Annotated in this window: 23 protein-coding genes; 12 read left to right on the top strand and 11 right to left on the bottom strand. The window is 65.0% G+C overall.

The window, feature by feature from the left end; all coding sequences use genetic code 11:
• Positions 1-39: 39 nt before the first annotated feature.
• Both AC1DQ3_RS22705 and AC1DQ3_RS22710 read right to left on the bottom strand, forming a co-directional pair.
• The gene (locus AC1DQ3_RS22705) at positions 40-459 is read right to left on the bottom strand and encodes a copper resistance protein (RefSeq protein ID WP_477122467.1); all 420 of its coding nucleotides are present in this window, start codon (positions 457-459) and stop codon (positions 40-42) included.
• Between the two features lie 384 nt (positions 460-843).
• Positions 844-1566 (bottom strand): alpha/beta hydrolase, encoded by a 723-nt coding sequence (locus tag AC1DQ3_RS22710; protein WP_477122404.1) that lies wholly within the window; start codon positions 1564-1566, stop codon positions 844-846.
• 331 nt (positions 1567-1897) lie between these two features.
• On the opposite strand from AC1DQ3_RS22710, the gene hfq reads away from it, so the two are divergent.
• Complete coding sequence (hfq, locus tag AC1DQ3_RS22715; RefSeq protein WP_477122405.1) at positions 1898-2248, top strand: RNA chaperone Hfq; 351 nt, start codon at positions 1898-1900, stop codon at positions 2246-2248.
• Between the two features lie 5 nt (positions 2249-2253).
• On the opposite strand, the gene fliD is transcribed toward hfq, so the two are convergent.
• The 3 genes from fliD to AC1DQ3_RS22730 form a co-directional block, all read right to left on the bottom strand.
• Positions 2254-2532 (bottom strand): flagellar filament capping protein FliD, encoded by a 279-nt coding sequence (gene fliD, locus AC1DQ3_RS22720; RefSeq protein WP_477122406.1) that lies wholly within the window; start codon positions 2530-2532, stop codon positions 2254-2256.
• Positions 2511-3098, bottom strand: a complete 588-nt coding sequence (locus tag AC1DQ3_RS22725) for a hypothetical protein (protein ID WP_477122407.1) — start codon at positions 3096-3098, stop codon at positions 2511-2513. Before AC1DQ3_RS22725 ends, fliD begins: the two co-directional genes overlap by 22 nt.
• Positions 3099-3660: 562 nt before the next feature.
• Positions 3661-4071 carry an FKBP-type peptidyl-prolyl cis-trans isomerase gene (locus AC1DQ3_RS22730; RefSeq protein ID WP_477122408.1) on the bottom strand — a complete coding sequence of 137 codons (411 nt, stop codon included), beginning with the start codon at positions 4069-4071 and terminating at the stop codon, positions 3661-3663.
• 307 nt (positions 4072-4378) lie between these two features.
• Between AC1DQ3_RS22730 and AC1DQ3_RS22735 the strand changes: the two genes are divergently transcribed.
• The gene (locus AC1DQ3_RS22735) at positions 4379-5611 is read left to right on the top strand and encodes a bifunctional alpha/beta hydrolase/OsmC family protein (protein WP_477122409.1); all 1233 of its coding nucleotides are present in this window, start codon (positions 4379-4381) and stop codon (positions 5609-5611) included.
• A gap of 57 nt (positions 5612-5668) precedes the next feature.
• Here AC1DQ3_RS22735 and AC1DQ3_RS22740 read toward each other — a convergent pair whose 3' ends face one another.
• Positions 5669-6070 (bottom strand): OsmC family protein, encoded by a 402-nt coding sequence (locus tag AC1DQ3_RS22740; RefSeq protein ID WP_477122410.1) that lies wholly within the window; start codon positions 6068-6070, stop codon positions 5669-5671.
• Between the two features lie 169 nt (positions 6071-6239).
• On the opposite strand from AC1DQ3_RS22740, the gene AC1DQ3_RS22745 reads away from it, so the two are divergent.
• The gene (locus AC1DQ3_RS22745) at positions 6240-6884 is read left to right on the top strand and encodes a VTT domain-containing protein (protein ID WP_477122411.1); all 645 of its coding nucleotides are present in this window, start codon (positions 6240-6242) and stop codon (positions 6882-6884) included.
• Positions 6885-6910: 26 nt separating this feature from the next.
• Here AC1DQ3_RS22745 and iaaH read toward each other — a convergent pair whose 3' ends face one another.
• The gene (gene iaaH, locus AC1DQ3_RS22750; protein WP_477122412.1) at positions 6911-8440 is read right to left on the bottom strand and encodes an indoleacetamide hydrolase; all 1530 of its coding nucleotides are present in this window, start codon (positions 8438-8440) and stop codon (positions 6911-6913) included.
• A gap of 686 nt (positions 8441-9126) precedes the next feature.
• Here iaaH and phnC point away from each other — a divergent pair.
• The 4 genes from phnC (at position 9127) to AC1DQ3_RS22770 (ending at position 12628) form a co-directional block, all read left to right on the top strand.
• Positions 9127-9966 (top strand): phosphonate ABC transporter ATP-binding protein, encoded by an 840-nt coding sequence (phnC, locus tag AC1DQ3_RS22755; protein ID WP_477122413.1) that lies wholly within the window; start codon positions 9127-9129, stop codon positions 9964-9966.
• 69 nt (positions 9967-10035) lie between these two features.
• A complete protein-coding gene (gene phnD, locus AC1DQ3_RS22760) occupies positions 10036-11028 on the top strand; it encodes a phosphonate ABC transporter substrate-binding protein (RefSeq protein WP_477122414.1) in 993 nt (330 codons plus the stop codon).
• A gap of 201 nt (positions 11029-11229) precedes the next feature.
• Positions 11230-12021, top strand: a complete 792-nt coding sequence (gene phnE / locus AC1DQ3_RS22765) for a phosphonate ABC transporter, permease protein PhnE (protein WP_477122415.1) — start codon at positions 11230-11232, stop codon at positions 12019-12021.
• 70 nt (positions 12022-12091) lie between these two features.
• Complete coding sequence (locus tag AC1DQ3_RS22770) at positions 12092-12628, top strand: phosphonate degradation HD-domain oxygenase (RefSeq protein ID WP_477122416.1); 537 nt, start codon at positions 12092-12094, stop codon at positions 12626-12628.
• A gap of 145 nt (positions 12629-12773) precedes the next feature.
• Here the strand turns inward: AC1DQ3_RS22770 and phnN are convergent, their stop codons facing one another.
• From phnN to phnF, 4 genes are all read right to left on the bottom strand, one after another.
• The gene (gene phnN, locus AC1DQ3_RS22775) at positions 12774-13391 is read right to left on the bottom strand and encodes a phosphonate metabolism protein/1,5-bisphosphokinase (PRPP-forming) PhnN (protein ID WP_477122468.1); all 618 of its coding nucleotides are present in this window, start codon (positions 13389-13391) and stop codon (positions 12774-12776) included.
• 35 nt (positions 13392-13426) lie between these two features.
• Positions 13427-14188 (bottom strand): DUF1045 domain-containing protein, encoded by a 762-nt coding sequence (locus AC1DQ3_RS22780; RefSeq protein WP_477122417.1) that lies wholly within the window; start codon positions 14186-14188, stop codon positions 13427-13429.
• Between the two features lie 10 nt (positions 14189-14198).
• Positions 14199-15395: an alpha-D-ribose 1-methylphosphonate 5-triphosphate diphosphatase gene (locus tag AC1DQ3_RS22785; protein ID WP_477122418.1), complete on the bottom strand. Its 1197-nt coding sequence runs from the start codon at positions 15393-15395 to the stop codon at positions 14199-14201.
• Between the two features lie 114 nt (positions 15396-15509).
• Positions 15510-16244, bottom strand: coding sequence for a phosphonate metabolism transcriptional regulator PhnF (phnF, locus tag AC1DQ3_RS22790; RefSeq protein WP_477122469.1), 735 nt, complete (start codon positions 16242-16244; stop codon positions 15510-15512).
• Between the two features lie 195 nt (positions 16245-16439).
• Between phnF and phnG the strand changes: the two genes are divergently transcribed.
• The 5 genes from phnG (at position 16440) to phnK (ending at position 20459) form a co-directional block, all read left to right on the top strand.
• Positions 16440-16940: a phosphonate C-P lyase system protein PhnG gene (gene phnG, locus AC1DQ3_RS22795; RefSeq protein ID WP_477122419.1), complete on the top strand. Its 501-nt coding sequence runs from the start codon at positions 16440-16442 to the stop codon at positions 16938-16940.
• Positions 16941-17019: 79 nt separating this feature from the next.
• The gene (gene phnH / locus AC1DQ3_RS22800; RefSeq protein ID WP_477122470.1) at positions 17020-17598 is read left to right on the top strand and encodes a phosphonate C-P lyase system protein PhnH; all 579 of its coding nucleotides are present in this window, start codon (positions 17020-17022) and stop codon (positions 17596-17598) included.
• 1 nt (position 17599) lies between these two features.
• On the top strand, positions 17600-18754 hold the full coding sequence (locus tag AC1DQ3_RS22805; protein ID WP_477122420.1) for a carbon-phosphorus lyase complex subunit: 1155 nt from the start codon (positions 17600-17602) through the stop codon (positions 18752-18754).
• Complete coding sequence (locus AC1DQ3_RS22810; protein ID WP_477122421.1) at positions 18751-19674, top strand: alpha-D-ribose 1-methylphosphonate 5-phosphate C-P-lyase PhnJ; 924 nt, start codon at positions 18751-18753, stop codon at positions 19672-19674. The genes AC1DQ3_RS22805 and AC1DQ3_RS22810 overlap by 4 nt, the downstream gene beginning before the upstream one ends.
• Complete coding sequence (gene phnK, locus AC1DQ3_RS22815) at positions 19671-20459, top strand: phosphonate C-P lyase system protein PhnK (protein ID WP_477122422.1); 789 nt, start codon at positions 19671-19673, stop codon at positions 20457-20459. The genes AC1DQ3_RS22810 and phnK overlap by 4 nt, the downstream gene beginning before the upstream one ends.
• Position 20460 lies beyond the last annotated feature (1 nt).

The raw sequence follows: 20460 nt of genomic DNA on the forward strand, positions 1-20460 counted from the left end.
GACTAGCGAGACAGCACCCGAATTGCGTTGCTCAGGAGGCTAAGTTCGATAACAACAGTGGAGGATGGAGAGCGGTCGCGGTGGGGCGCGTGGAATGGCATCGCCATACACCAGCGCGAAGTGGTCGGCTGCCAGCGTCGGCGTTGGCGCCACAATGTTCAACAGGACAGGCAGAAAAGCCGGAACCTGCGGTGATGCGTGGTCGACCGATTTGGACCCGAGCTGGCAGTGCTCCAGGCAAAGTCCGTCATGCGCTCCCGCGTCCTGCCTGGCAGGCTTCGCCATCTCCGGGCACGACTCCATCGTGCCGGCCATGTCGTCCATGCTGTCCATGCCGTCCATCTGCTCAAGCGAGTAACGGCTTCCCATACAGGCGTGCGCCGCCGCTGCCAGTTGCACTGTCAGGAAGGCGGCGACGAGGAAGCCGGCAAGCCATAGCCGGCGAAGAGATGTGCGCAAGGGAAACAGTCGCTTAATGGGGCAAGAAATACGCCAGGAATAGTACCAGCGATTAGCCATGATCGGGCTGGATCGGCCGTGGCAGATTGTCGCAAAGCTATCAGTCCCCCATGGGTCGCTTACAGAGACTCCAGGCTGGCCTGGTTCAATCGTTGAGCCCGGCAAATCATTGCGGAGCGGTCCTCAGGACGCGTCGTGTGAACCCCGATATGGCGTGCAGCGACGGCGGCGCACAGCCTGGGCGCTGCATCGAGGAGCGCGCACTGGAGCGAGGGATACGAGCGGGTTGCCGGGCACACGACTGGTGCAACCGCAACTTTAGCCATTCAGTCTCGTCATCCGATAAAGCGACATCGGCCTGCGCGTGGCGCCAAGCTACGGTAGTCATTTGCCCCGCTGTCTGGCAAGGATGGCACGAGAGATGACCTTTCCGAGGTGGCCGGCTAGCCCCGGCTGTGCACGCAGGGCCAAGCCGAGAGCGTGGTCTGTATTAAGGAGATCTACAATTTCCGCGTGCTCCGCGCGGCTGGCGTTCGCAATGAGCAGCGCACCGATGGTGGCTGGAACGACGGTGTCCTCAGTTGCGCGAACCACCGTTAAGCGGCCAGGAAACGACGCTATCTGTTCGAAGACAACCGAGCGCCGCCAGCTTTGCGGCGTGCGGAGTATCTTGGTGAAGGCTGCGCCGAAGGGAACCTCGAAAGCGGCTGAATCGTAGGCGGCGCCGACCAATGTGACCAGTCGCCCGATGCGATTGTCAGGGTTGGCGGCAAGGCGCACTGCGATTTCGCCGCTCATGCTGATACCGATGACAGCGCGCGGCTCGGCTTCATCAAGGTACTTCAGCGCTGCATTTGCTTCATCGTAGCGCTTGCTCAGGGAGTTGGGTGTTCGTGCCGAACTCTCTCCGTGCCCGGAGAAATCCACGGCAACCGTCCCAATCCCATGGCTCGCCAGCTTCTGACGGAGCACAAGCCAACTTGACCTTTCACTTGTGCCTGCTCCGCCATGCAACACAAGGCAATTGGCGCGCCCCTCCACCTCAAGCCGGTCGGCGGCCAGAACTTCGGCACCAGTGTCAATGGCGAAACGTATCGGCGCGTCCATGGTCCTCATACCCATTACCAGATGTCAGCGTGAGGCTCCCTGCGACGAGTCCCATGACAAACGGCGCAATGGCCTGCATGAGGCGTGGGAGGCGCGCCGCGGGGGTGGATGCATCGCTTCGAGCGTTGGCATGCATTTTGCGGATGGGGTTTTCCCTTGCTTGCGCTAGAATGGCAGACACGGGCCCCTGCAAGCAACCCTGATGCGGTGCCATTCCAGTGTGTATCGTCCTCGGCGCACCGGTGTCGTGCATTGGCGCGCCGCTGGCGCAGCAGCGCCGCAGTAGCCCATCTTTCCCGCAGCGCTTCGCCTGCCCCATTTTCAATCTCTCATGCAGCTTGACGACACCAACCCGCAAAACTCCTTCCTGAACACCACGCGCAAAGAGCGCAAGCGTGTGCAGGTGTACCTGGTCAGCGGCATCCGGCTCGTCGGCTCCATCGAGTCGTTCGACGCGTTCGTGGTGATGCTGAGTACGCCTGGCGGCATGCAGACGATTTACAAGCGAGCCATCTCGACCATTCAGCTGGACACCGGCACGCGGCCCCCCGGCGGTGGCGGCGCGCGTCCGCCTGGCGCCGGCCCACGTCCGGCCCGCGTGGCGCCCGACGGCAACACGCAGGCTCCACTTGTGGTGACGCGCAAGCGTCGCGCCATGGTGCCCGGCGGCGGAAACGAGTAAAGGCTTCAGACAGGCTTCAGGAAGTCCCTGGCGCACTGCCTGGCCGGCGGCGCCCGCCGTGCGATGCAAGGCAGATGGAAGAACTTCGCATCCTGCAACGCGAGCGTGATGCCCTGGGCCGCTTCCTTTATCGTGTTGGACTTGCTGGTGATAGGAATGTCATTGACGGTCAGCTTGGCGTCGGCGGCTAACCTGGGGTGACCTGCGTGCGAATCCCCGACAGCGGCAGGCGAAACACTACTGGGAAAGTGGATTTGCAGCCTTATGGGACTAGCTCCTCCCAATGCGCTGATTTTTGCCTGGCTCGTGCAAGGACCGTAATCGGTGACGCTTCCCAGTCTGGTGCATTTCGTCCGGCCTCAATGCGGTTACTGAAGTTGTGGCGGGTCACCGATCGGCCATTGGTGGCCTGGTAGATCACCGCTTCCGCGCCTTTGGCCTGAAAATAGCGCGAAGCAAAATTCACCTCATCCCCCGGAGGAGGCACAGAACCGTTGTTCAGCTTCATGCTGCCGCGTGTCGGATGAAAGCCATGTTGGAGGTAAAATCCGCGTGATTCATCAAGCACATATTCGGCAACTACATTGGTCACCGACGGGAAACCATGCATCGCATGGTTCGTGACCTCGGAAAGCAGCAAGGCACCTAGCCCCGACGCTTTCGGGCGCGCCAGAATATATGTAATCACAACAGATTGTTCGGTGGCGTGATATTCAAAGTCACAGTACCCGGAATTTCGATCGTTGGAGGCATCTACATACGATATTTCCTGATTTGGACTGCCGTATTCCGGAATGGACATCTTTACAACCTGTCCGGACAAGCGGTTTTTAAAGATCTTGATCCCCATGTTTCACTGCTCCTGTTCGAACTGTTCAAACTGTTCAATCGGGTTAAGGATTGAAGCACCCCTGTAGCAGACGAATTGTGTCAAACAAGGACGGGGCTAGACATAGAATCAATTGCAATCCGATGGGATCAACGACGCCCGTCTGAGGATCAATGCGATGTGCCAGGGTGGCGGCGCTGTACCGCCTCCTCAATCGCCAGCGACGTGCTGACGTCCAGTTCCGGGCCAGGGATTCCGCTCGGTAGCGTTTAAACGGCGTCCAGGTTTAATATTTATTGGTCAGGCGGAATTAATCTCGTACTGGTCGGTGGGAATAGTCTTGTTTTGGAGTGATGAGATTAATATTAATTGGTATATTTGCCTGGGATTGGGAAATGTGTCCGGTGCAACAGCCGGTAATGCCTTGTGCCCTGCACCCTGCATGCAATGCCGAGGGTGGCGTCGCTACGTCATCGCGCTTGGAGGTGACGGGATTCTCTTGTAATGCACGCACCGCGAGCCGGGCCGCGTAAGGCCCCGCCGGCGTCGCCGGGGCCTTGCCATGACGATGGGACTGTCGGCGTCAGTTGCCGATGCCGAGCAACTCCACTTCAAAGGTCAGCGTGGCATTCGGCGGGATGGTGCCCGGCACGCCGCGCGCGCCATAGGCGGTCGGGCCCGGGCATACCAGCCTGGCCTTGCCGCCGACCTGCATCTTCTGCACGCCTTCGGTCCAGCACGGGATCACGCGGTTCAGCGGAAACGAAATTGGCTGGCCGCGCTTGTACGAGCTATCGAACTCGGTGCCGTCGGTCAGCGTGCCGCGGTAGTGCACCTTGACCGTGTCCGATGCCTTCGGCGTGGCGCCGGTGCCCTTGACGATGTGCTGGATGGACATGCCGGACGGCAGGGCTTCCACGGCGCTGGCCGGGGCGGCTGCGTGGGCGATGGAGGCCATTGCCAGGGCGGCGAGTAGCAGTGCAATCTTTTTCATATATCGGTTGCGTCGGTTTGCGAGGTGGAAGGGTAGAGTTCCGGCCGGATGCGCCGGCCGCAAAACCAGTATCTTAAACCGGGGCGGGTATCGCACCCCGTAATAAGCTCGGGCAGCAGGATGCTGACGCCGCCAGCGGCCGAAGAAGAAACATGTTCCTGTCTCTGGGGATGACGGCGGACCGCATCGGCCTGGCGGACGCGGTTGTGCGTTGTGCGCCGAGGGTCATGCGGCGCCAGTGGCACCCGGCGGCAAACTTGGCTAGAGTGGGAACCTCAGACAGCTTGCATCATGCATGAGGACATCAATGGAAGCACAGCGCCTGCAGTTCCCGGGAAGTGACGGCCAGCAACTCTCCGCGCGGCTGGACTTGCCGGTTGGCCCGATCCGGACCTTTGCCTTGTTCGCCCATTGCTTCACTTGCGGCAAGGACGTGCTGGCGGCGACGCGTATCGCGCAGGCGCTGACCGCACACGGCATCGCCGTCCTGCGATTCGATTTCACTGGCCTTGGCGGCAGCGGCGGCGACTTCGCCAACACCAATTTCTCGTCCAATGTAGCCGACCTGCTGGCAGCGGCGGACTATCTCCGGCAGCATCACCGCGCGCCGGCTTTGCTGATTGGCCACAGCCTGGGCGGCGCGGCCGTGCTCAGCGCCGCGCTCGGCATCCCGGAGGCAAAGGCGGTCGTCACCATTGCCGCGCCGAGCGATCCAGGCCACGTGGTGGGCCTGTTCGGCGACCAGGCCGCGCGCATCGAAGCGGATGGCGAGGCCGAGGTCAGCCTTGCCGGGCGTTCGTTCAAGATCAAGCGTCAATTCATCGAGGACGTGGCCGAACAGAAATTGCTCGACGGCGTGGCGAGGCTGCGCAAGGCGCTGCTGGTCATGCACGCGCCGCAGGACGATACCGTTGGCATCGACAACGCCACGCAGATCTTCATCGCCGCCAAGCATCCCAAGAGTTTCGTTTCCCTCGATCGCGCCGATCACTTGCTGACCCGCAAGGAGGATGCCGTCTATGTGGCCAATACCATCGCCGCATGGAGCCAGCGCTACCTCGACATCAATGCGGGGGAAGTCCCGGCCGCCGTGGCGGAGGAGGGGCTGGTCCGCGTGGAGGAAAGCCACGCCGGCAAGTACCAGCAGCGGATTACCGCCGGGCCGCATCACCTGCTTGCCGACGAGCCGGTCTCCTTTGGCGGGCTCAATGGCGGGCCCGCGCCCTACGACCTGCTGCTGGCCGCGCTCGGCGCGTGCACGGCCATGACGATGCGCATGTATGCGCAGCGCAAGGGCTTGCCGCTCGAACACGTGGCCGTGACCCTGCGCCACGAGAAGATCCACGCGGCCGATTGCGCGGAATGCTCGGCCACCGAAGGCAAGATCGACTGGATCGAGCGGGAGATCACCATGCGCGGTCCGCTGGATGAAGCCCAGCGCGCGGCGTTGCTGGAAATTGCCGACAAATGCCCGGTCCACCGGACGCTGCATTCCGAGGTGATGGTGCGCACGCATCTTGCGGAGGCGGCTGTCAAATAGGCTGCGTGCGGTAGTTCGGCAAGACGGAGCGGCCCGTATGGCCGCCCCTTTCCGTCCTTAGAGGAAGGTCGTCTCGATCCGCGATGCAGCCTTCAGGAACAGCGTCACCGGCGTACGCTCGCAGATTTCCGCGAGCCGCTTGCGTTCGGCTTCGCCCAGCCCGGCCCCGCTCACTTTGACCTCGCGCCGGATGATGCGCGCCTCGTCCTTGCCCTGGAAGGCCGCGGTCACTTCCACGTCCGCCACCGGCCATTGCTTGCGCTGCATATACATCTTCAGCGTGATGGCCGTGCACGACACCAGTCCGGACAGCACGAAGGCGAAGGGCGGCGGGCCCTGGTCCGTGCCGCCCAGTCCGGCGGATTCGTCGCCGGCGAGCGCGTGGCCGCCCGCCTGGATGTGCACCAGGTAGTTGGCATCGGCCGGGCCGATCCTGGCAGTGGCTTGGGAATTGGACATGGTATTTCCGTGAGTTGTTTGAGCGGATATTACGCAGGAGTGGGCGCGAGGGAAAGGCCTGGACAGGTGCCGGCGAATTGGCTTGGCGATGTGACGCAGAATAAATACGCCACCCGCCCGCCTCCGGCGTGGCTACACTGTAAACTCAGCCTTGAGAGTTGGGGGGCACATGGATTCAACGCAAATCTTGCCGTTGTTGCTGCATTTCGATCAGTATCTCGGCCCCGCCATCGCGGAGTACGGGACTCTGGTTTACGGCATCCTGTTCGCCATCATTTTCTGCGAGATTGGCCTGCTGCCGCTGTTCTTCCTGCCCGGCGATCCGCTGCTGTTCATCTGTGGCGCGTTCTGCGCCTCGGGGGCATTGAAGCTCTGGGTGCTCCTGCCATTGCTGCTGATTGCCGCCATCGCGGGGAACCTGTTGAACTTCGCCATCGGCAAGGCCATCGGGGCAAGCGTGTTGACCGGCGGCTACCGCTGGATCAATCGCGACGCGTTAAGCAGGACGCATGATTTCTACGAGCGCCATGGCGGCCTGACCTTGCTGTTTTCCCCCTTTGTCGCCGTGGTGCGTACCTTTGCGCCCTTTGTCGCGGGCGTGTCCGGCATGTCCATGGCGCGCTTCGCGCTGGCCGCCGGCGCCGGTGCCGCGGTATGGGTGATCTCGTTGCTGGCCGGCGGCTATCTCTTCGGCAATGTTCCGGTCGTGCGGGATCATATGAGCGCGATCGTGCTGCTCGGCGTCGCGCTTGGGCTGGGCTCGTTGCTGGTGGCGAGTGCGTGGCGGGCCGTGCGGCGGCGGCAGGGGGCTTGACCTTCCTTGCGGATGCGGGCGGCCGCTTACTGAGGCAGACCGGATGTTGGAGCGGGCGAAAGGAGCAACGCCATGCGGGCAGTACGCCTGTGTGCGCTCGGACCGAGCGCCGGTGCGGCCAGCACGCCGAACACCTGTTCGAATGCCATGCCGATGGCCAGCAGCCGGCGGTCACTGCCGAGGGGACCGTCCAGTTCGAGGCCGACCGGCAAGCCGTCCTTCGTCAGCCCGGCAGGCAGCGACAGGCCCGGAATACCGGCATTGCTGCCCGGATCGGTGTTGCGCAGAAACGCGTCCATTTCGTCGATCGGTGCCGCGCCATTGATAGAGACCACTGAAGAGCCGTTCACATCGTCAAGTGGCACCGCGGCGAGACGCGTGGTGGGGAACAGCAATGCATCGAGATGGTGCGCAGCGAACGTTTGTGCGTAATGCTGCTGAAGCTGCGGACGCAATACTGTCAGTGCCGTCTGATACTGACTGTCGAACGGGGCGGCAATCACCGCGTCGTATGCATTGCGCACATCCGGGCTGGCAATGCGGGCGGCGACTTCCGCGACCGTCTTGACCGGCGCATCGTTGGCGATCAGCCATGCGGGCAGATCTTCGCGCGCTTCATGGATCGAGACCGCCGAGCCGATCTGAGCATTCAGCGGCAGCAAATTGGCCATCTCGACCGGCACGCACGTCACGCCGGTCGCTTCGAGCCTGGCCAGCGCGGCGCGCGCGACGTCTTCGAGCGTATGCTCGAGACCCTCCCACAGTGGCGCGGGCAGGCCAATGCGCAAATCGCTCAAAGCGATCGCGGGCAGCGCACCATCCCCCGTCACGACGCCGTCCAGCAATGCAATATCGGCAACAGTTCGCGCCATCGGCCCGACGGTATCGCGCGTATGGCTGATCGGCACCACGGCGTTCGGGTCGTGATAGCGCCGCTCGGCGCCGCCGTCGCCAACCGACGGGCGAAAGCCGGCGATGCCCGTCAATGCCGCTGGAATGCGCGTGGAGCCACCCGTGTCGGTGCCCAGTCCGGCCGGCGCGATGCGCGCGGCAATCGCCACTGCCGTGCCGCCCGATGAGCCACCCGGTATCAACGCGGGATTGTAGGGGTTGCGTACTGGTCCAGCGTGCGGCGCGAGATTCGTGCTGGTGATGCCGAACCCGAGCTCGTGCATATTGGTCTTGCCGAGCACGATTGCGCCGGCATCGAGCAGCCGTTGCACCGAGGGCGCGTTCCCGCGCGGCACGAAATTTTCCAGCGCCGGCGTACCCGCCGACGTCGCCAGACCGGTCGTATTGATGTTGTCCTTGACCACGATGGGAAGGCCCGCCAGCGGCAATTGCGCTTTAGCCTCGGGCGGCAGCGCATCAATACGCTTCGCGGCAGTCAGCGCACCTTCGATGTTCAGCGTGATGAAGGCATTGAGGTTCGACAGCGCTCCTGCGCGCGCCAGCAGCGTCGCAACATAATCGGTCGCCAGCAGTCGTCTTGTCCGGATCGCCGCGACGGCTTCCGTTGCCGTCAGTGCCAGATGTTCATCAATGGTCCATGTCATGCAGTGTGTCTCCCCATTGATCCCGGCAGGCATGCGTGCAGGCCAATGCATTTGGTTGAGGTATTAAATGCTTGCCTTTGGAGGGGAAGTACATACCTATTGCCGATCTCCATGGTGTCGCCTGTGAGGCATCTGACCGAACATGGAGTATTGGTTGTTCATGGCCCGTGGGAGATGGGGTCGTCAGCTGTTGCCAGCGAATTTGCGGGCCCCCGACGATATGAAACATTTTCTTTTTTAGGAAATATAGACTGAACGCAATACATTGATATTAGGAAAAACGATGGCTTAAATATCGTATTTGTCTGATATCTAAAATAAATATATTGTGATCGCATCGAAATATTGAGCGCATGGAATGCGGTGCACAGCATCAAGCCAGACGCCGACAAGCAGCGTTTGGCGGCATGAATGCGGTGGCAACTGCCTTGACGCGCGCTATCACGCTGGCATGCGAGCCTGGCATGTCCTGCAGCAGTCCAGGTGGGGGTGGTCTCGGTATATTGTCGGGTTGGCGCAACATTGCCGTACAACCAGGCCAGGCATGGGCGTGCTTGTCCGGCAGGTTCGCGCCCGCGGCACGCCGGGAGGCGTCTTCAGCCTAATTTGCGATTGCTGCGCCACCTTCATCGTTTTGTCATCAGCGACACCCAGAATGCGCTCACTGTTTATGCAAGGAGAGTGGGATGACGCATGCGATTGAAGTGCGCGGCCTGTCCAAGTCGTTCCAGGCGGGACACAAGGCGCTGGATGACGTTGGCCTTGCCATTGCGCCCGGTGAGATGGTTGCCCTGCTGGGCGCCTCGGGCTCGGGCAAGTCGACGTTGCTGCGCCATGTGGCGGGTTTTATCGCAGCGGATGCGGCTGGTGCCGGCAAGGTGCTGGTCAATGGCCGCACCATCCAGCAAGGCGGCCGGCTGGCCAGCGATGTGCGCGATGCGCGCGCCGAGATCGGGTTTGTGTTCCAGCAATTCAACCTGGTGGGGCGCCTGCCGGTGATCACGAACGTGCTGACCGGCATGCTGCCGCGCGTTCCGCTATGGCGCAGCCTGATTCGCTACTTCCGTAACGAAGAGATCGACGCAGGAATCGATGCGCTTGCCCAGGTTGGTATAGACGACTATGCGTTTCGGCGGGCCTCGACCCTGTCCGGCGGCCAGCAGCAGCGCGCCGCGATTGCCCGCACGCTGGTGCAGAACGCGCGCGTGATCCTGGCCGACGAGCCGATCGCTTCGCTGGATCCCGAATCGGCACGGCGTGTCATGGAACTGCTGGCGCAGATCAACCGCACGCGCAAGGTGGCGGTGGTGGTGTCGCTGCACCAGGTGGACGTGGCGATGCGCTATTGCTCGCGCGTGGTCGCGTTGCGGCACGGCAAGGTGGTCTATGACGGCCCCTCCGCGGCGCTCACGCCGGCCATGTTGCGCGACCTTTACGGTACCGAAGCCGCCGAACTGCTGCCGCAGGGCGCGGGCCTGGATATGGCTGTTCCCTCAATGATGGCGGGCGGCCTGGCGGCAGCCTGAGTTCCCCCGGTTTCTCGACAAGTTTTCCCGCAAGCACCCCCCAACAAGGCTTAGCCACGGAGTTCCCTTATGCTGCGCAGAACCCTTCTTTCCCTGATCGTCACGAGCGCCGCCGGCGCGCTTTCGCTGCCCGCTTTCGCCCAGGAAGGCAAGGTCCTCAACATGGGCTTTATCTCGACGGAAACTTCGTCCAACCTGAAGTCCGCCTGGCAGCCGGTGATCGATGACCTGAGCAAGCAGCTGGGCGTGCAGGTGAAGCCGTTCTTCGCCTCCGACTACGCCGGCATCATCGAAGCCATGCGCTTCAACAAGGTGCAGATCGCCTGGTTCGGCAACAAGTCGGCCATCGAAGCGGTGGACCGCGCCAATGGCGAGGTGTTCGTCTYGGTGATCGACAAGGACGGCAATCCCGGTTACTGGTCGCTGCTGATCGTCAACAAGGACAGCAACCTGAAGACGCTCGACGACGTCCTCAAGCAAGGCAAGAGCCTGAGCTACGGCGCGGGCGATCCGAACTCGACGTCGGGCACCGCCGTGCCCGGCCACTACCTGTGGGGCGCCCACAAGATCGACCCGAAGACCTTCTTCAAGACGGTGCGCGTGAGCAACCATGAAACCAACCTGTTGTCGGTGCTGAACAAGCAGGTCGACGTGGCGGTGAACAACACCGAGAACATGGAGCGCTACCGCATCAATACCGGCAAGAACGCCTATGACCAGGTACGCGTGCTGTGGAAGTCGCCGCTGATCCCGGCGGATCCGCTGGTCTACCGCAAGGACCTGCCGGCCGACATCAAGGCCAAGGTCAAGACCTTCTTCGTCAACTACGGCAAGGGTGCCGACGCCGCGCGCGAGAAGGAAAACCTGGCCAAGCTGACGTACCAGGGCTTCCGTGCTTCCAGCGATGCGCAGCTGGTGCCGATCCGCCAGATCGAGCTCGCCCGGGAAAAGGCCAAGATCGAGTCGGACACCACGCTTGCCGCCGCCGACAAGGAAAAACGTCTTGCCGACCTGAGCAGCAAGCTGGCTGAACTCGACAAGATGGCCGCCAGCACGCAATAAGCGGAGCGATCCGCGCCGCTGCCAGCGGCGTCGCCGGCGCGAAAACGTGCGGCCCGTCCCGCGAGCGGGGCGGGCCGCCCCCCGGCGGCCGACGCTGCACCGATCGCCTCCATATTGCTGCTGTTGCCGTTGCCCTATTCACCGTTGTACTTGTTGTTGTCTTTGCTTCCCGCTCACATGCAGCCTTCCGCCAACACCGCCATGCCTCCAGCCACTCCGCCTCGTGCCGCCCGTCCGCCGCGTGGCAGCCTGCCAGTCATGCTCGTCTGGGCGGTGGTGCTCGCCTTGCTGGCCATGTCGTGGCAGGGTGCCGACATGCGTCCGTTCGACCTGTTGAAGGATTCGGGCAATATGGCGAAATTCGCCGCCGACTTCTTCCCGCCCAGCTTCCGCGACTGGCGCATCTACCTGGACGAGATGCTGGTGACCGTGCAGATCGCGATCTGGGGCACCTTCCTGTCCATCCTGTTTGCCGTGCCGCTGGGCCTGGCTTGTTCCTCGAACATCGTGCCGGCATGGATCTACCAGCCGATGCGGCGTGTCATGGATACCTGCCGCGCCATCAATGAGATGGTGTTCGCCATGCTGTTTATCGTGGCGGTGGGGCTGGGGCCCTTCGCCGGCGTGCTGGCCCTCTGGGTGCATACCACCGGCGTGCTCGCCAAGCTTTTCTCGGAAGCCGTGGAGGCGATCGATCCGCGCCCGGTCGAGGGCGTGCGCGCCACCGGCGCCAGCGCGATCGAGGAGATCGTCTATGGCGTGATTCCCCAGGTGCTGCCGCTGTGGATCTCGTTTGCGCTGTACCGCTTCGAATCCAATGTGCGCTCGGCCACGGTGCTGGGCATCGTCGGCGCGGGCGGCATCGGCACTGTGCTGTGGGAGATCATCCGCAGCTTCCAGTATGCCGAGACCTGCGCGGTGATCATCATCATCATTGGCTTTGTCACTGTCGTCGACCTGCTGTCGGCGCGCATCCGCAAAGCGCTGGTGTGATACCGGCATAAAGAGCCGAAGCAAGCCCACAAGAGCCCAAGAGCCCCAAAAAGCCCACAACCGAATCCTCATGACGATCCTGCGTCGCATCGAAATCCTGTTCTCCGGCCACGGCACCGCATTCTACGGCGGCGAGGCCATCACCCAGACCGAGCATGCGCTGCAATGCGCGCAACTGGCGGAGCAGGCCGGCGATCCCGAATCGCTGGTGGTGGCCAGCCTGCTGCACGATCTCGGCCATCTCGTGATGTCCGAAGACAGCACCACCGATTTGCGGCATCAGGAAGTCGGAGCCGACCTGCTGGCGGTCGGGTTCGGGCCCGCCGTGACCGAGCCGGTGCGCCTGCATGTGGCGGCCAAGCGCTACCTCTGCGCCATCGATCCCGGCTACCAGGCGACGTTGTCGCCAGCCTCGCTGCACAGCCTGGCCTTGCAGGGCGGTCCCTATGATGCCACGCAGGCCGCAGCCTTCGTCTCGCATCCGCATGGACCCGCCGCGGTGCGCCTGCGCCGCTATGACGATCTCGCCAAGGTGGTGGGCCTTGCCACGCCGCCGCTGGAGTACTACCTTCCGATGGTGGCGCGCTGTATCCGGCGCGTTTCCTGAACTGACAACCCGCGAACCAACAGGAAGAGGGCCAGGCAGCCGGCGGACCGGCTCTGCAGGAAGTCACCGGTACCGACGCCGGACTGCTGCACGTGGCCGCCTTGCTGTCCGCGATGAAAATGCCGAATGAGCGATGGGCTGCTGCTCAGGACCGCGCAGCCACCGGCATGCCAGTCTTCGCCCCATGCACGCCCTCGTGCGTCAGCCGCATCAACGCCTGCGCGGCCGTCTCCAGCGCGCCGCTGTTATCGATCACCGTCAGCCGGCAGCCCGCCGGTACGGCGAACGGTTCGCCGGCGCGCTGCAGGCGGCGGACGATGGCTTGCTCGTCTTCGCGGCCGCGCAGGCGCAGGCGTTCTCCCAGTACTTGCAGGCGCACGCTGATTTGTACTGCGTGCAGGGCGGGATAGCGGGCGTGGGCGCTGGCGAGGTGTTCGCGGGAGCCGTTGACTACCACGCATACGCCCTGCGCCAGCCAGTCGTCGATTTCGATGCCGATGCCGTAGCACAGGCCGTGGCTGCGCCAGTGCAGCGCGAACGCGCCCTGGGCGGCGCGGCGCTCGAACTCGGCGGCCGTGATCGCCACGCTGTCTTCGTCGGCGCTGCTGGTGCGGGTGATGGTGCGGCGTGCGATCCGCACGCGCTCATCGTCCCGGAGCTTGTCGCGCATCGCGCGCAGCAGCGAGTCCTTGCCGCTGCCTGACGGCCCCATCAGGTAGATCAGGTGGCTGCCGTTGGCGGCCTGCGCCGGCGGCGGCGCCATGCCGGCCCGCGCGGCGGCGCTCGTCGGCCTGGTGCTCATGGCGCGGCTTCCAGCATGGCCGCACCGATGGCGTCGGTGGTGCTGCCGTCGAAGCCGTAGTGGCGCGCCGCGACGAAGGGGGCGTCAGGCGCTGGCTGCACGAACAGGCTGACGTCGCGTACCGGCATCGGCGTTTGCAGCAGCGTGCCGCTGGCGGCTTGCAGCATGGCGATGGCTTCGGCCTGCTCGGCTTCGTCCAGCATGCCGGTCAGCGTGATGTGGAAGATGAAGGTCTCGAATGCATAGGGGTAGCCCCAGGCGTCCAGCATGCGCCGGGATTCGGCACTGAGTTGCTCGGGGCTGCGACGGGCGAGTTCCGCGCTGGTGGGCGGGGCGCGGAAGTCGTCGAAATCGCGCACTGCCGCGTCCGCCAAGGCGTGCATGCGCCCATTGGCGCACGCATCGCCGCCCAGGCACCACGCCAGGAAGCCACGCAGGTTATGCAGCGCGAGCGGCACGGCGAAGGGCCGGCGATCCAGGGCGAAGGCGCGCATGGCAGCGTCGAGCGCGGCGGGCGTCCGGCCGTGGGCCAGGCGGAACGGTGCCTTCAGCGTGGCATGCAGCCCGTAGCAGGCCGGCGCCTCGGTCCAGCGGGCAATGCGGGCATCCTCCGGTGCCGGGCGGGCCACCGGTGTGCCCGTTTCGGCGCAGCGGCCAAGCCACTGTGCGCCCACCGTCCGGAATGGCGTGGCGGGATTGAGGTAGATGGCGTAGCGATAGGCCTGGGGCATCGGCATTGGCTCGGTGCTTGGTGTCATGGGAGCGCGCTCAGGCGGCGCGGCGCGCGTCGCCGGAGCGCGCCAGCGGGAAAGCGCGGGTGGCATGCCGCAATACGCCGCCGACGATGGCGGCGCAGACCTGGGGCAGGGCGGGATCGCTGTCGTCGACGATGATGGCGTCGGCGCGCAGGCCGGGGCTGAGCGCGCCGCGGTCGTTCATGCCGGCGGCATGCGCCGGGTTGCGCGAGACCAGGTCCCAGGCGGCCGGCAGCGGCAGCACGCCGAGCTGCGCCACCCGGAATGCGGCCTGCAGCGGCGCCGGATAGTAGTAGTCGGAGGCGAGCACGTCGCACAGTCCGGCGGCGATCATCTCGGTGGCATCCGGGGCGCCGGTATGGCTGCCGCCGCGGATGACGTTGGGCGCGCCGAACACAGTGTGGTTGCGCAAGGCGCGCGCGGCGCGCGCCACGTCGACGGTGAGCGGGAACTCCGCCACCGTGCAGCCTTGCTGGTGGTAGCGCTGGCGTGTGGCGGCATCGCCGTCGTCGTGCGATGCCACCTGCAGGCCGGCGGCGCGGGCGGCGGCAATCAGCCGGGCCACGCTTTCCGGCACGGCGCCGGCCCGGGCGGCAGCCTGCTCGAGCCGCTGGCGGAAGGTGGCGGGTTCGCACTCCGCGCGGTCCGCGTATTGCGCCAGCTTGCGCGTATCGTGGACGCGGCTGGCCATCAGCGGCAGGTGGTCGTTGATCGCCAGGAAGCGCACCTTGCCGGATTCGATCCAGTCCAGGGCCGTTTCCAGCCCGTCGAGATGGTGCGCCTCGAAGCGCAGGTGCACGTGGTGCTGCGCGCCCAGCGTGCCGCGCATGCGTTCCAGGCCGTCGAACATGCGCTGCGCGTACGCTTCGCCGCGCAAGCCGCCTTCCCACGAGAGCGTGACGCCATGCAGTTCGGTGGTGATGCCATGCGCGAGCAATTGGCGGTCCACGTCGAACAGCGCGCTGGTGTACGGAAAATTCACGCCGGGGCGCGGCATCACCGCGCGCTCGAAGGCGTCGCCATGGATGTCCACAATGCCGGGCAGGACCAGCAGCTCGCCCGCATCGAGGCCGGCCGCCGGCGTCTTGCCGGGCCCTGCGAGGCATCCGTCGCGGAAGGCGAAGGCGGCCGGCGCGATGCCGTTGGCGGTCAGGACGCGCCGGCCGCTCAGGCCGGCGGGGGTGGGGTGGGGGGTGTGATGGGTATCCATGCTGGTGACCTTAGCGCAGGCGGATGACAAGCAGATGTCTAGACCAATTGAGCGACCAGTTGAGCAGCGTGAGGATGCGCTGCGGCGTGTGCAAATGCGCGCACTATGCCGCCTTCAGTCCTGGTCGGCCACGGTGAGTTGCACCCAGTCGCCGGCGAAACGCACCATGCTGTACTGCAGCGGCACGCCCTCCGGGTCGACATTGAGCGCCTCCACCTGCAGGATCGGCCGGGTCTTGGGCTGGTTGAGCTGGCGAGCCACTGGCGCGGACGGCATGGCCGCGGTGATGCGAGACCATTTGCGCGTGTAGTCGGTGACGCCGTAATGGGCGAACGCCTTGGAGATCGACATCCGCGTGCGCAACTGGTCAGCCATGTCGGCAAAGCGGGTGGCGTCGAAGTAATGATCGGCTACGTCGATGGTGCGGGCTTCGGCCTTGCCCAGCATCTGCACGCGCAGGATGGAAGCGCTGCGCGCCAGGCCGAGGTGCTTGGCGATCTCGGGCGCGCGCATCGTTTGCGATTCGAGCACCTCGATGTGCCCGCGCATGCCCTGGCTGGCCAGGTTCTGCGAGAAACGGGTGCGACGCCCGATCGCGTAGTCGATCGCGTGCTCTTGCACAAAGGTGCCCCGGCCCTGCTCGATGCGCACCAGCCCGTTCTGTTCCAGCTCGCCCATGGCGCGGCGGATGGTGTGGCGGTTGACGGCGAACCGGCTGGCCAGTTCGGGCTCGGGCGGCAGCCGCTCGCCCGGCACATAGAGCTTGTTGCGGATGTCGAGCGCCAGGGCTTCGCCGATCTGGCGCCATACCGCAACTCCCGAACCCCGTTCGACTTCCTGTTCCACCATGTTGTCCTGCCTTTTGGTCATCCTGCGTTCATCGTTGGCATGCTTCAATGAAATGCGATTGTGCCTCAACCTCGCCGTGCAGTGCGCCATGCAAACTGCGTTGCCAGCCGTCATCAAAGCTTCATCTGGCTATGTTGTAGTTCGGCCATGGATGGTATTCTACATCTAAACGTATAGACGTATAGGGGATGTGAAATGGATCGAACCAATACCGGAACCGGCACGCAGCCAGAGGCGGCGGCCCAGGATGAAGCCACCCAGGCGGCGCGCGCAGCGTGGCTGCGCGTATTGGCCCTGGCGGCGCCGGAAGCACTGGAACAGGCCGCTCTCCGGCTCGGCGCATTGCCGGCCTATCGCCTGCTGCGCAAGCCGGAGAGCGGCATGGCCATGGTGCGCGGGCGCGCCGGCGGCACCGGTGCGCAGTTCAATCTGGGCGAAGTCAGCGTCACGCGTTGCGCGGTGACGCTGGACCCGGGCGTGGTGGGCGTGGGCTACGTGCAGGGACGTACACATCGCCAGGCGGAACAAATTGCCCTGCTCGATGCGCTGTTGCAACTGCCCGACTGGCATGAGCGCGTGCAGGCCGAAGTGGTTGCACCGCTGGCCAAGGCGCACGCGGCGCGCGGCGAGCACGAGGCCGCGGTGGCGGCACAGACGAAAGTTGAATTTTTTACCATGGTGCGTGGAGAGGACTGAGATGCCAGGCCAACCGATTGCCGCCCAGGCGGCTGGATACGACAACGCGCCTGCGGGCCGCCATGGCGCTGGCGCGCCGATGCTGCTGCCCGGCTTCGACGATGCGGTGCAGTCGGCGCAGCGGACGTTCCGCGCCGCGCTGGACGCCATGTCACGCCCCGGCAGCATCGGCGAGTTGGCTGAGCCGTGCGGTGTGCCGCAGGGCTTGTCGCCAGCGCTGAGCGCGCTGCTGCTGACGCTGGCCGATAGCGATACGCCCGTGTGGCTGCCGCCGCAAACGCCCGAGGGTGTGCGCGCTTTCCTGCGCTTTCATTGCGGCTGCCCGCTGGTGAGCGAGCCAGGGCAGGCCACCTTCGTGGCGGTGCCGGCCGGCCATGCCATGCCGGATCTCGCGGCGTGCGCCCAGGGCGATCCGGCTTACCCTGATCGTTCCGCCACGCTGTTGGTCGAAGTGGCATCGCTGGACGACGGCCCGGTGGTGACGCTGCGCGGACCCGGCATCGAAACCCAGGCCATGCTGGCCGTGCAAGGTTTGTCCACCAGTTTCTGGACGCAATGGCAGGCCAACCACGCGCGCTTTCCGCTCGGCGTGGATGTGCTGCTGACCAGTGGCCACCACCTGTGCGCGCTGCCACGCACCACCCAAGCGGAGGCTTGATATGTACGTTGCCGTCAAAGGGGGCGAACGCGCCATCCTCAATTCCTACCGCATGCTGGACGAATACCGCCGCGGCGACCGCGCCGTGCCGGAACTGACGCTGGCCCAGGTACGCGAGCAGATGCCGCTGGCGGTGTCGCGCGTGATGGCCGAGGGTTCGCTGTACGACCCGCACCTGGCCGCGCTGGCCATCAAGCAGGCAGCCGGCGACCTGATCGAGGCCGTGTTCCTGCTGCGCGCGTATCGCACCACCTTGCCGCGTTTCGGCTATTCGGTGCCGCTCGATACGGGCGCCATGCGGCTGCAGCGCCGGATCTCGTCCACCTTCAAGGATGTGCCGGGCGGGCAGGTACTGGGCCCCACCTACGACTACACGCAGCGCCTGCTGGATTTCACGCTGGAGGCCGGGCGCGAGAACGCGCCACTGCCGCCGGCACGGACGACGCTGGATGCGAGCATGCCGCGCGTGACCGACCTGTTGCGCCAGGAATCGCTGATCGAGCCGGAGACGGTGCCTGCGCACGATCCCGCGCCGCCCGACCTGACGCGCGAGCCGCTGGAACTGCCCGCCGCGCGTCCGGCGCGCTTGCAGAACCTGGCGCGTGCCGATGAAGGCTTCCTGCTGTCGATGGGGTATTCGACCCAGCGCGGCTATGGCAACTCGCATCCGTTCGCGGCGGAGATCCGCTACGGCGAGGTCGAGGTCGAACTGTTCGTGGAGGAACTGGGCTTTGCCGTGACCATCGGCGAGCTCGAGGTCACCGAATGCCAGATGGTGAGCCAGTTCGCCGGCAACGCGCAGGAGGGGCCGAGCTTTACGCGCGGCTATGGCCTGGTGTTCGGCTACGGCGAGCGCAAGGCGATGTCGATGGCGTTGGCCGACCGCGCAATGCGCGCCGCCGAACTGGGCGAAGCCGCCGACGCGCCCGCCAACGATCTGGAGTTCATGCTGTATCACAGCGACAACGTGGAAGCCTCCGGTTTCGTGCAGCACTTGAAGCTGCCGCATTACGTGGACTTCCAGACCAATCTCGAACTGCTGCGCCGGCTGCGCGCCGAGCGTGCGCAGGGCATGCAGGCCCCGGCGTCCACGCCGCCTGCGCAAGGCACTGCCGACATCGCCCAAGCACAGGCGCAAGAGGCCATCGCATCATGAACGACACCAACGCCAACGCCAATCCCAACGCCGCCGTGCGTGACGAACACTACAACTTCGGCTATCTCGACGAGTCCACCAAGCGCATGCTGCGCCGCGCGCTGCTCAAGGCGGTGGCAATCCCCGGCTACCAGGTGCCCTTCGGCAGCCGCGAGATGCCGCTGCCATATGGCTGGGGCACCGGCGGCATCCAGGTCACGGCCTCCATCATCGGCGGCGACGATGTGCTCAAGGTGATCGATCAGGGCTCGGACGACACCACCAACGCCATCAATATCCGCCGCTTCTTCGGCCGCGTCACCGGCGTGCGGACCACGGAGCGCACCGCCGAGGCCACCATCGTGCAGACCCGCCACCGGATTCCGGAGACGCCGCTGGCACAAGGCCAGATCATGGTGTTCCAGGTGCCGGTGCCGGAGCCGCTGCGCTGGCTGGAGCCGAGCGAGACCGAAACCCGCACCATGCACGCGCTGGCGGAATACGGCGCCATGCATGTCAAGCTGTACGAGGACATCGCCCGCCACGGACGCATCGCCACCACCTACGACTACCCCGTGATGGTCAACCAGCGTTACATGATGCGGCCGTCGCCCATCCCCAAGTTCGACAACCCGAAGCTGGATCACAGTCCGGCGCTGATGCTGTTCGGCGCGGGGCGCGAGAAGCGGGTCTATGCGGTGCCGCCCTACACCAGCGTCAAGAGCCTGGACTTCGACGATCATCCCTTCGCCGTCGAGACGTGGTCCGGCTGCTGCGAGCTGTGCGGCTCCACCCACAGCTATCTCGATGAAATCATCACCGACGACGCCGGTGGCCGGATGTTCGTCTGCTCCGATACCGAGTACTGCGCCACGCGCCAGGAACAAGGCGAAACAGGGGCGGGCGGCCCGGCCGCCAAAGCCCGCAAGGAGGCAGCATGAACCGCACCGACCCGAACCAGCCGCTGTTGTCCGTGCGCGGCCTGACCCGCACCTGGGACGGCGTGCATGGCTGCCACGATGTCAGCTTCGATCTCTTCCCCGGCGAGGTGCTGTGCGTGGTGGGCGAATCCGGATCCGGCAAGAGCACCTTGCTGCAGGCCGTGTCCTGGCAGGCCGCGCCGGAGTCCGGCAGGGTCTGCTACGACACCCGCGAGCATGGCCTGGTTGACCTTGCGACGCTGTCCGATGCCCGGCTGCGCTTGCTGGCGCGCACCGACTGGGGCTTCGTGCGCCAGAACGCGCGCGATGGCCTGCGCATGCGCGTCAGCGCCGGCGCCAATATCGCCGAGCGCCTGATGGCGGTGGGCGGGCGCCACTACGGCGAGCTGCGCGAGGTGGCCGGCACGTGGATGGAGAAGCTGGAACTCGACCTGGGCCGCCTCGACGAAGCGCCCACGAATTTCTCCGGCGGCATGCAGCAGCGCCTGCAGATCGCCCGCAACCTGGTGACGCATCCGCGCCTGGTGTTCATGGACGAGCCGACCGCATCGCTCGATGTCTCCGTGCAGGCCCGCCTGCTCGACCTGCTGCGCCGCCTGGTGGCGGACCTCGGTCTGGCCGCCATCATCGTGACCCACGATCTCGCGGTGGCGCGACTGCTGGCGCACCGCACGCTGGTGATGCAGGGCGGGTGCGTGGTGGAAAGCGGCCTGACCGACCAGATTCTCGACGACCCGCACCATCCGTACACCCAGTTGCTGGTGTCCTCCATCCTCCAGAGCTGAA

Source organism: Cupriavidus sp. 01T418, from assembly GCF_056398885.1.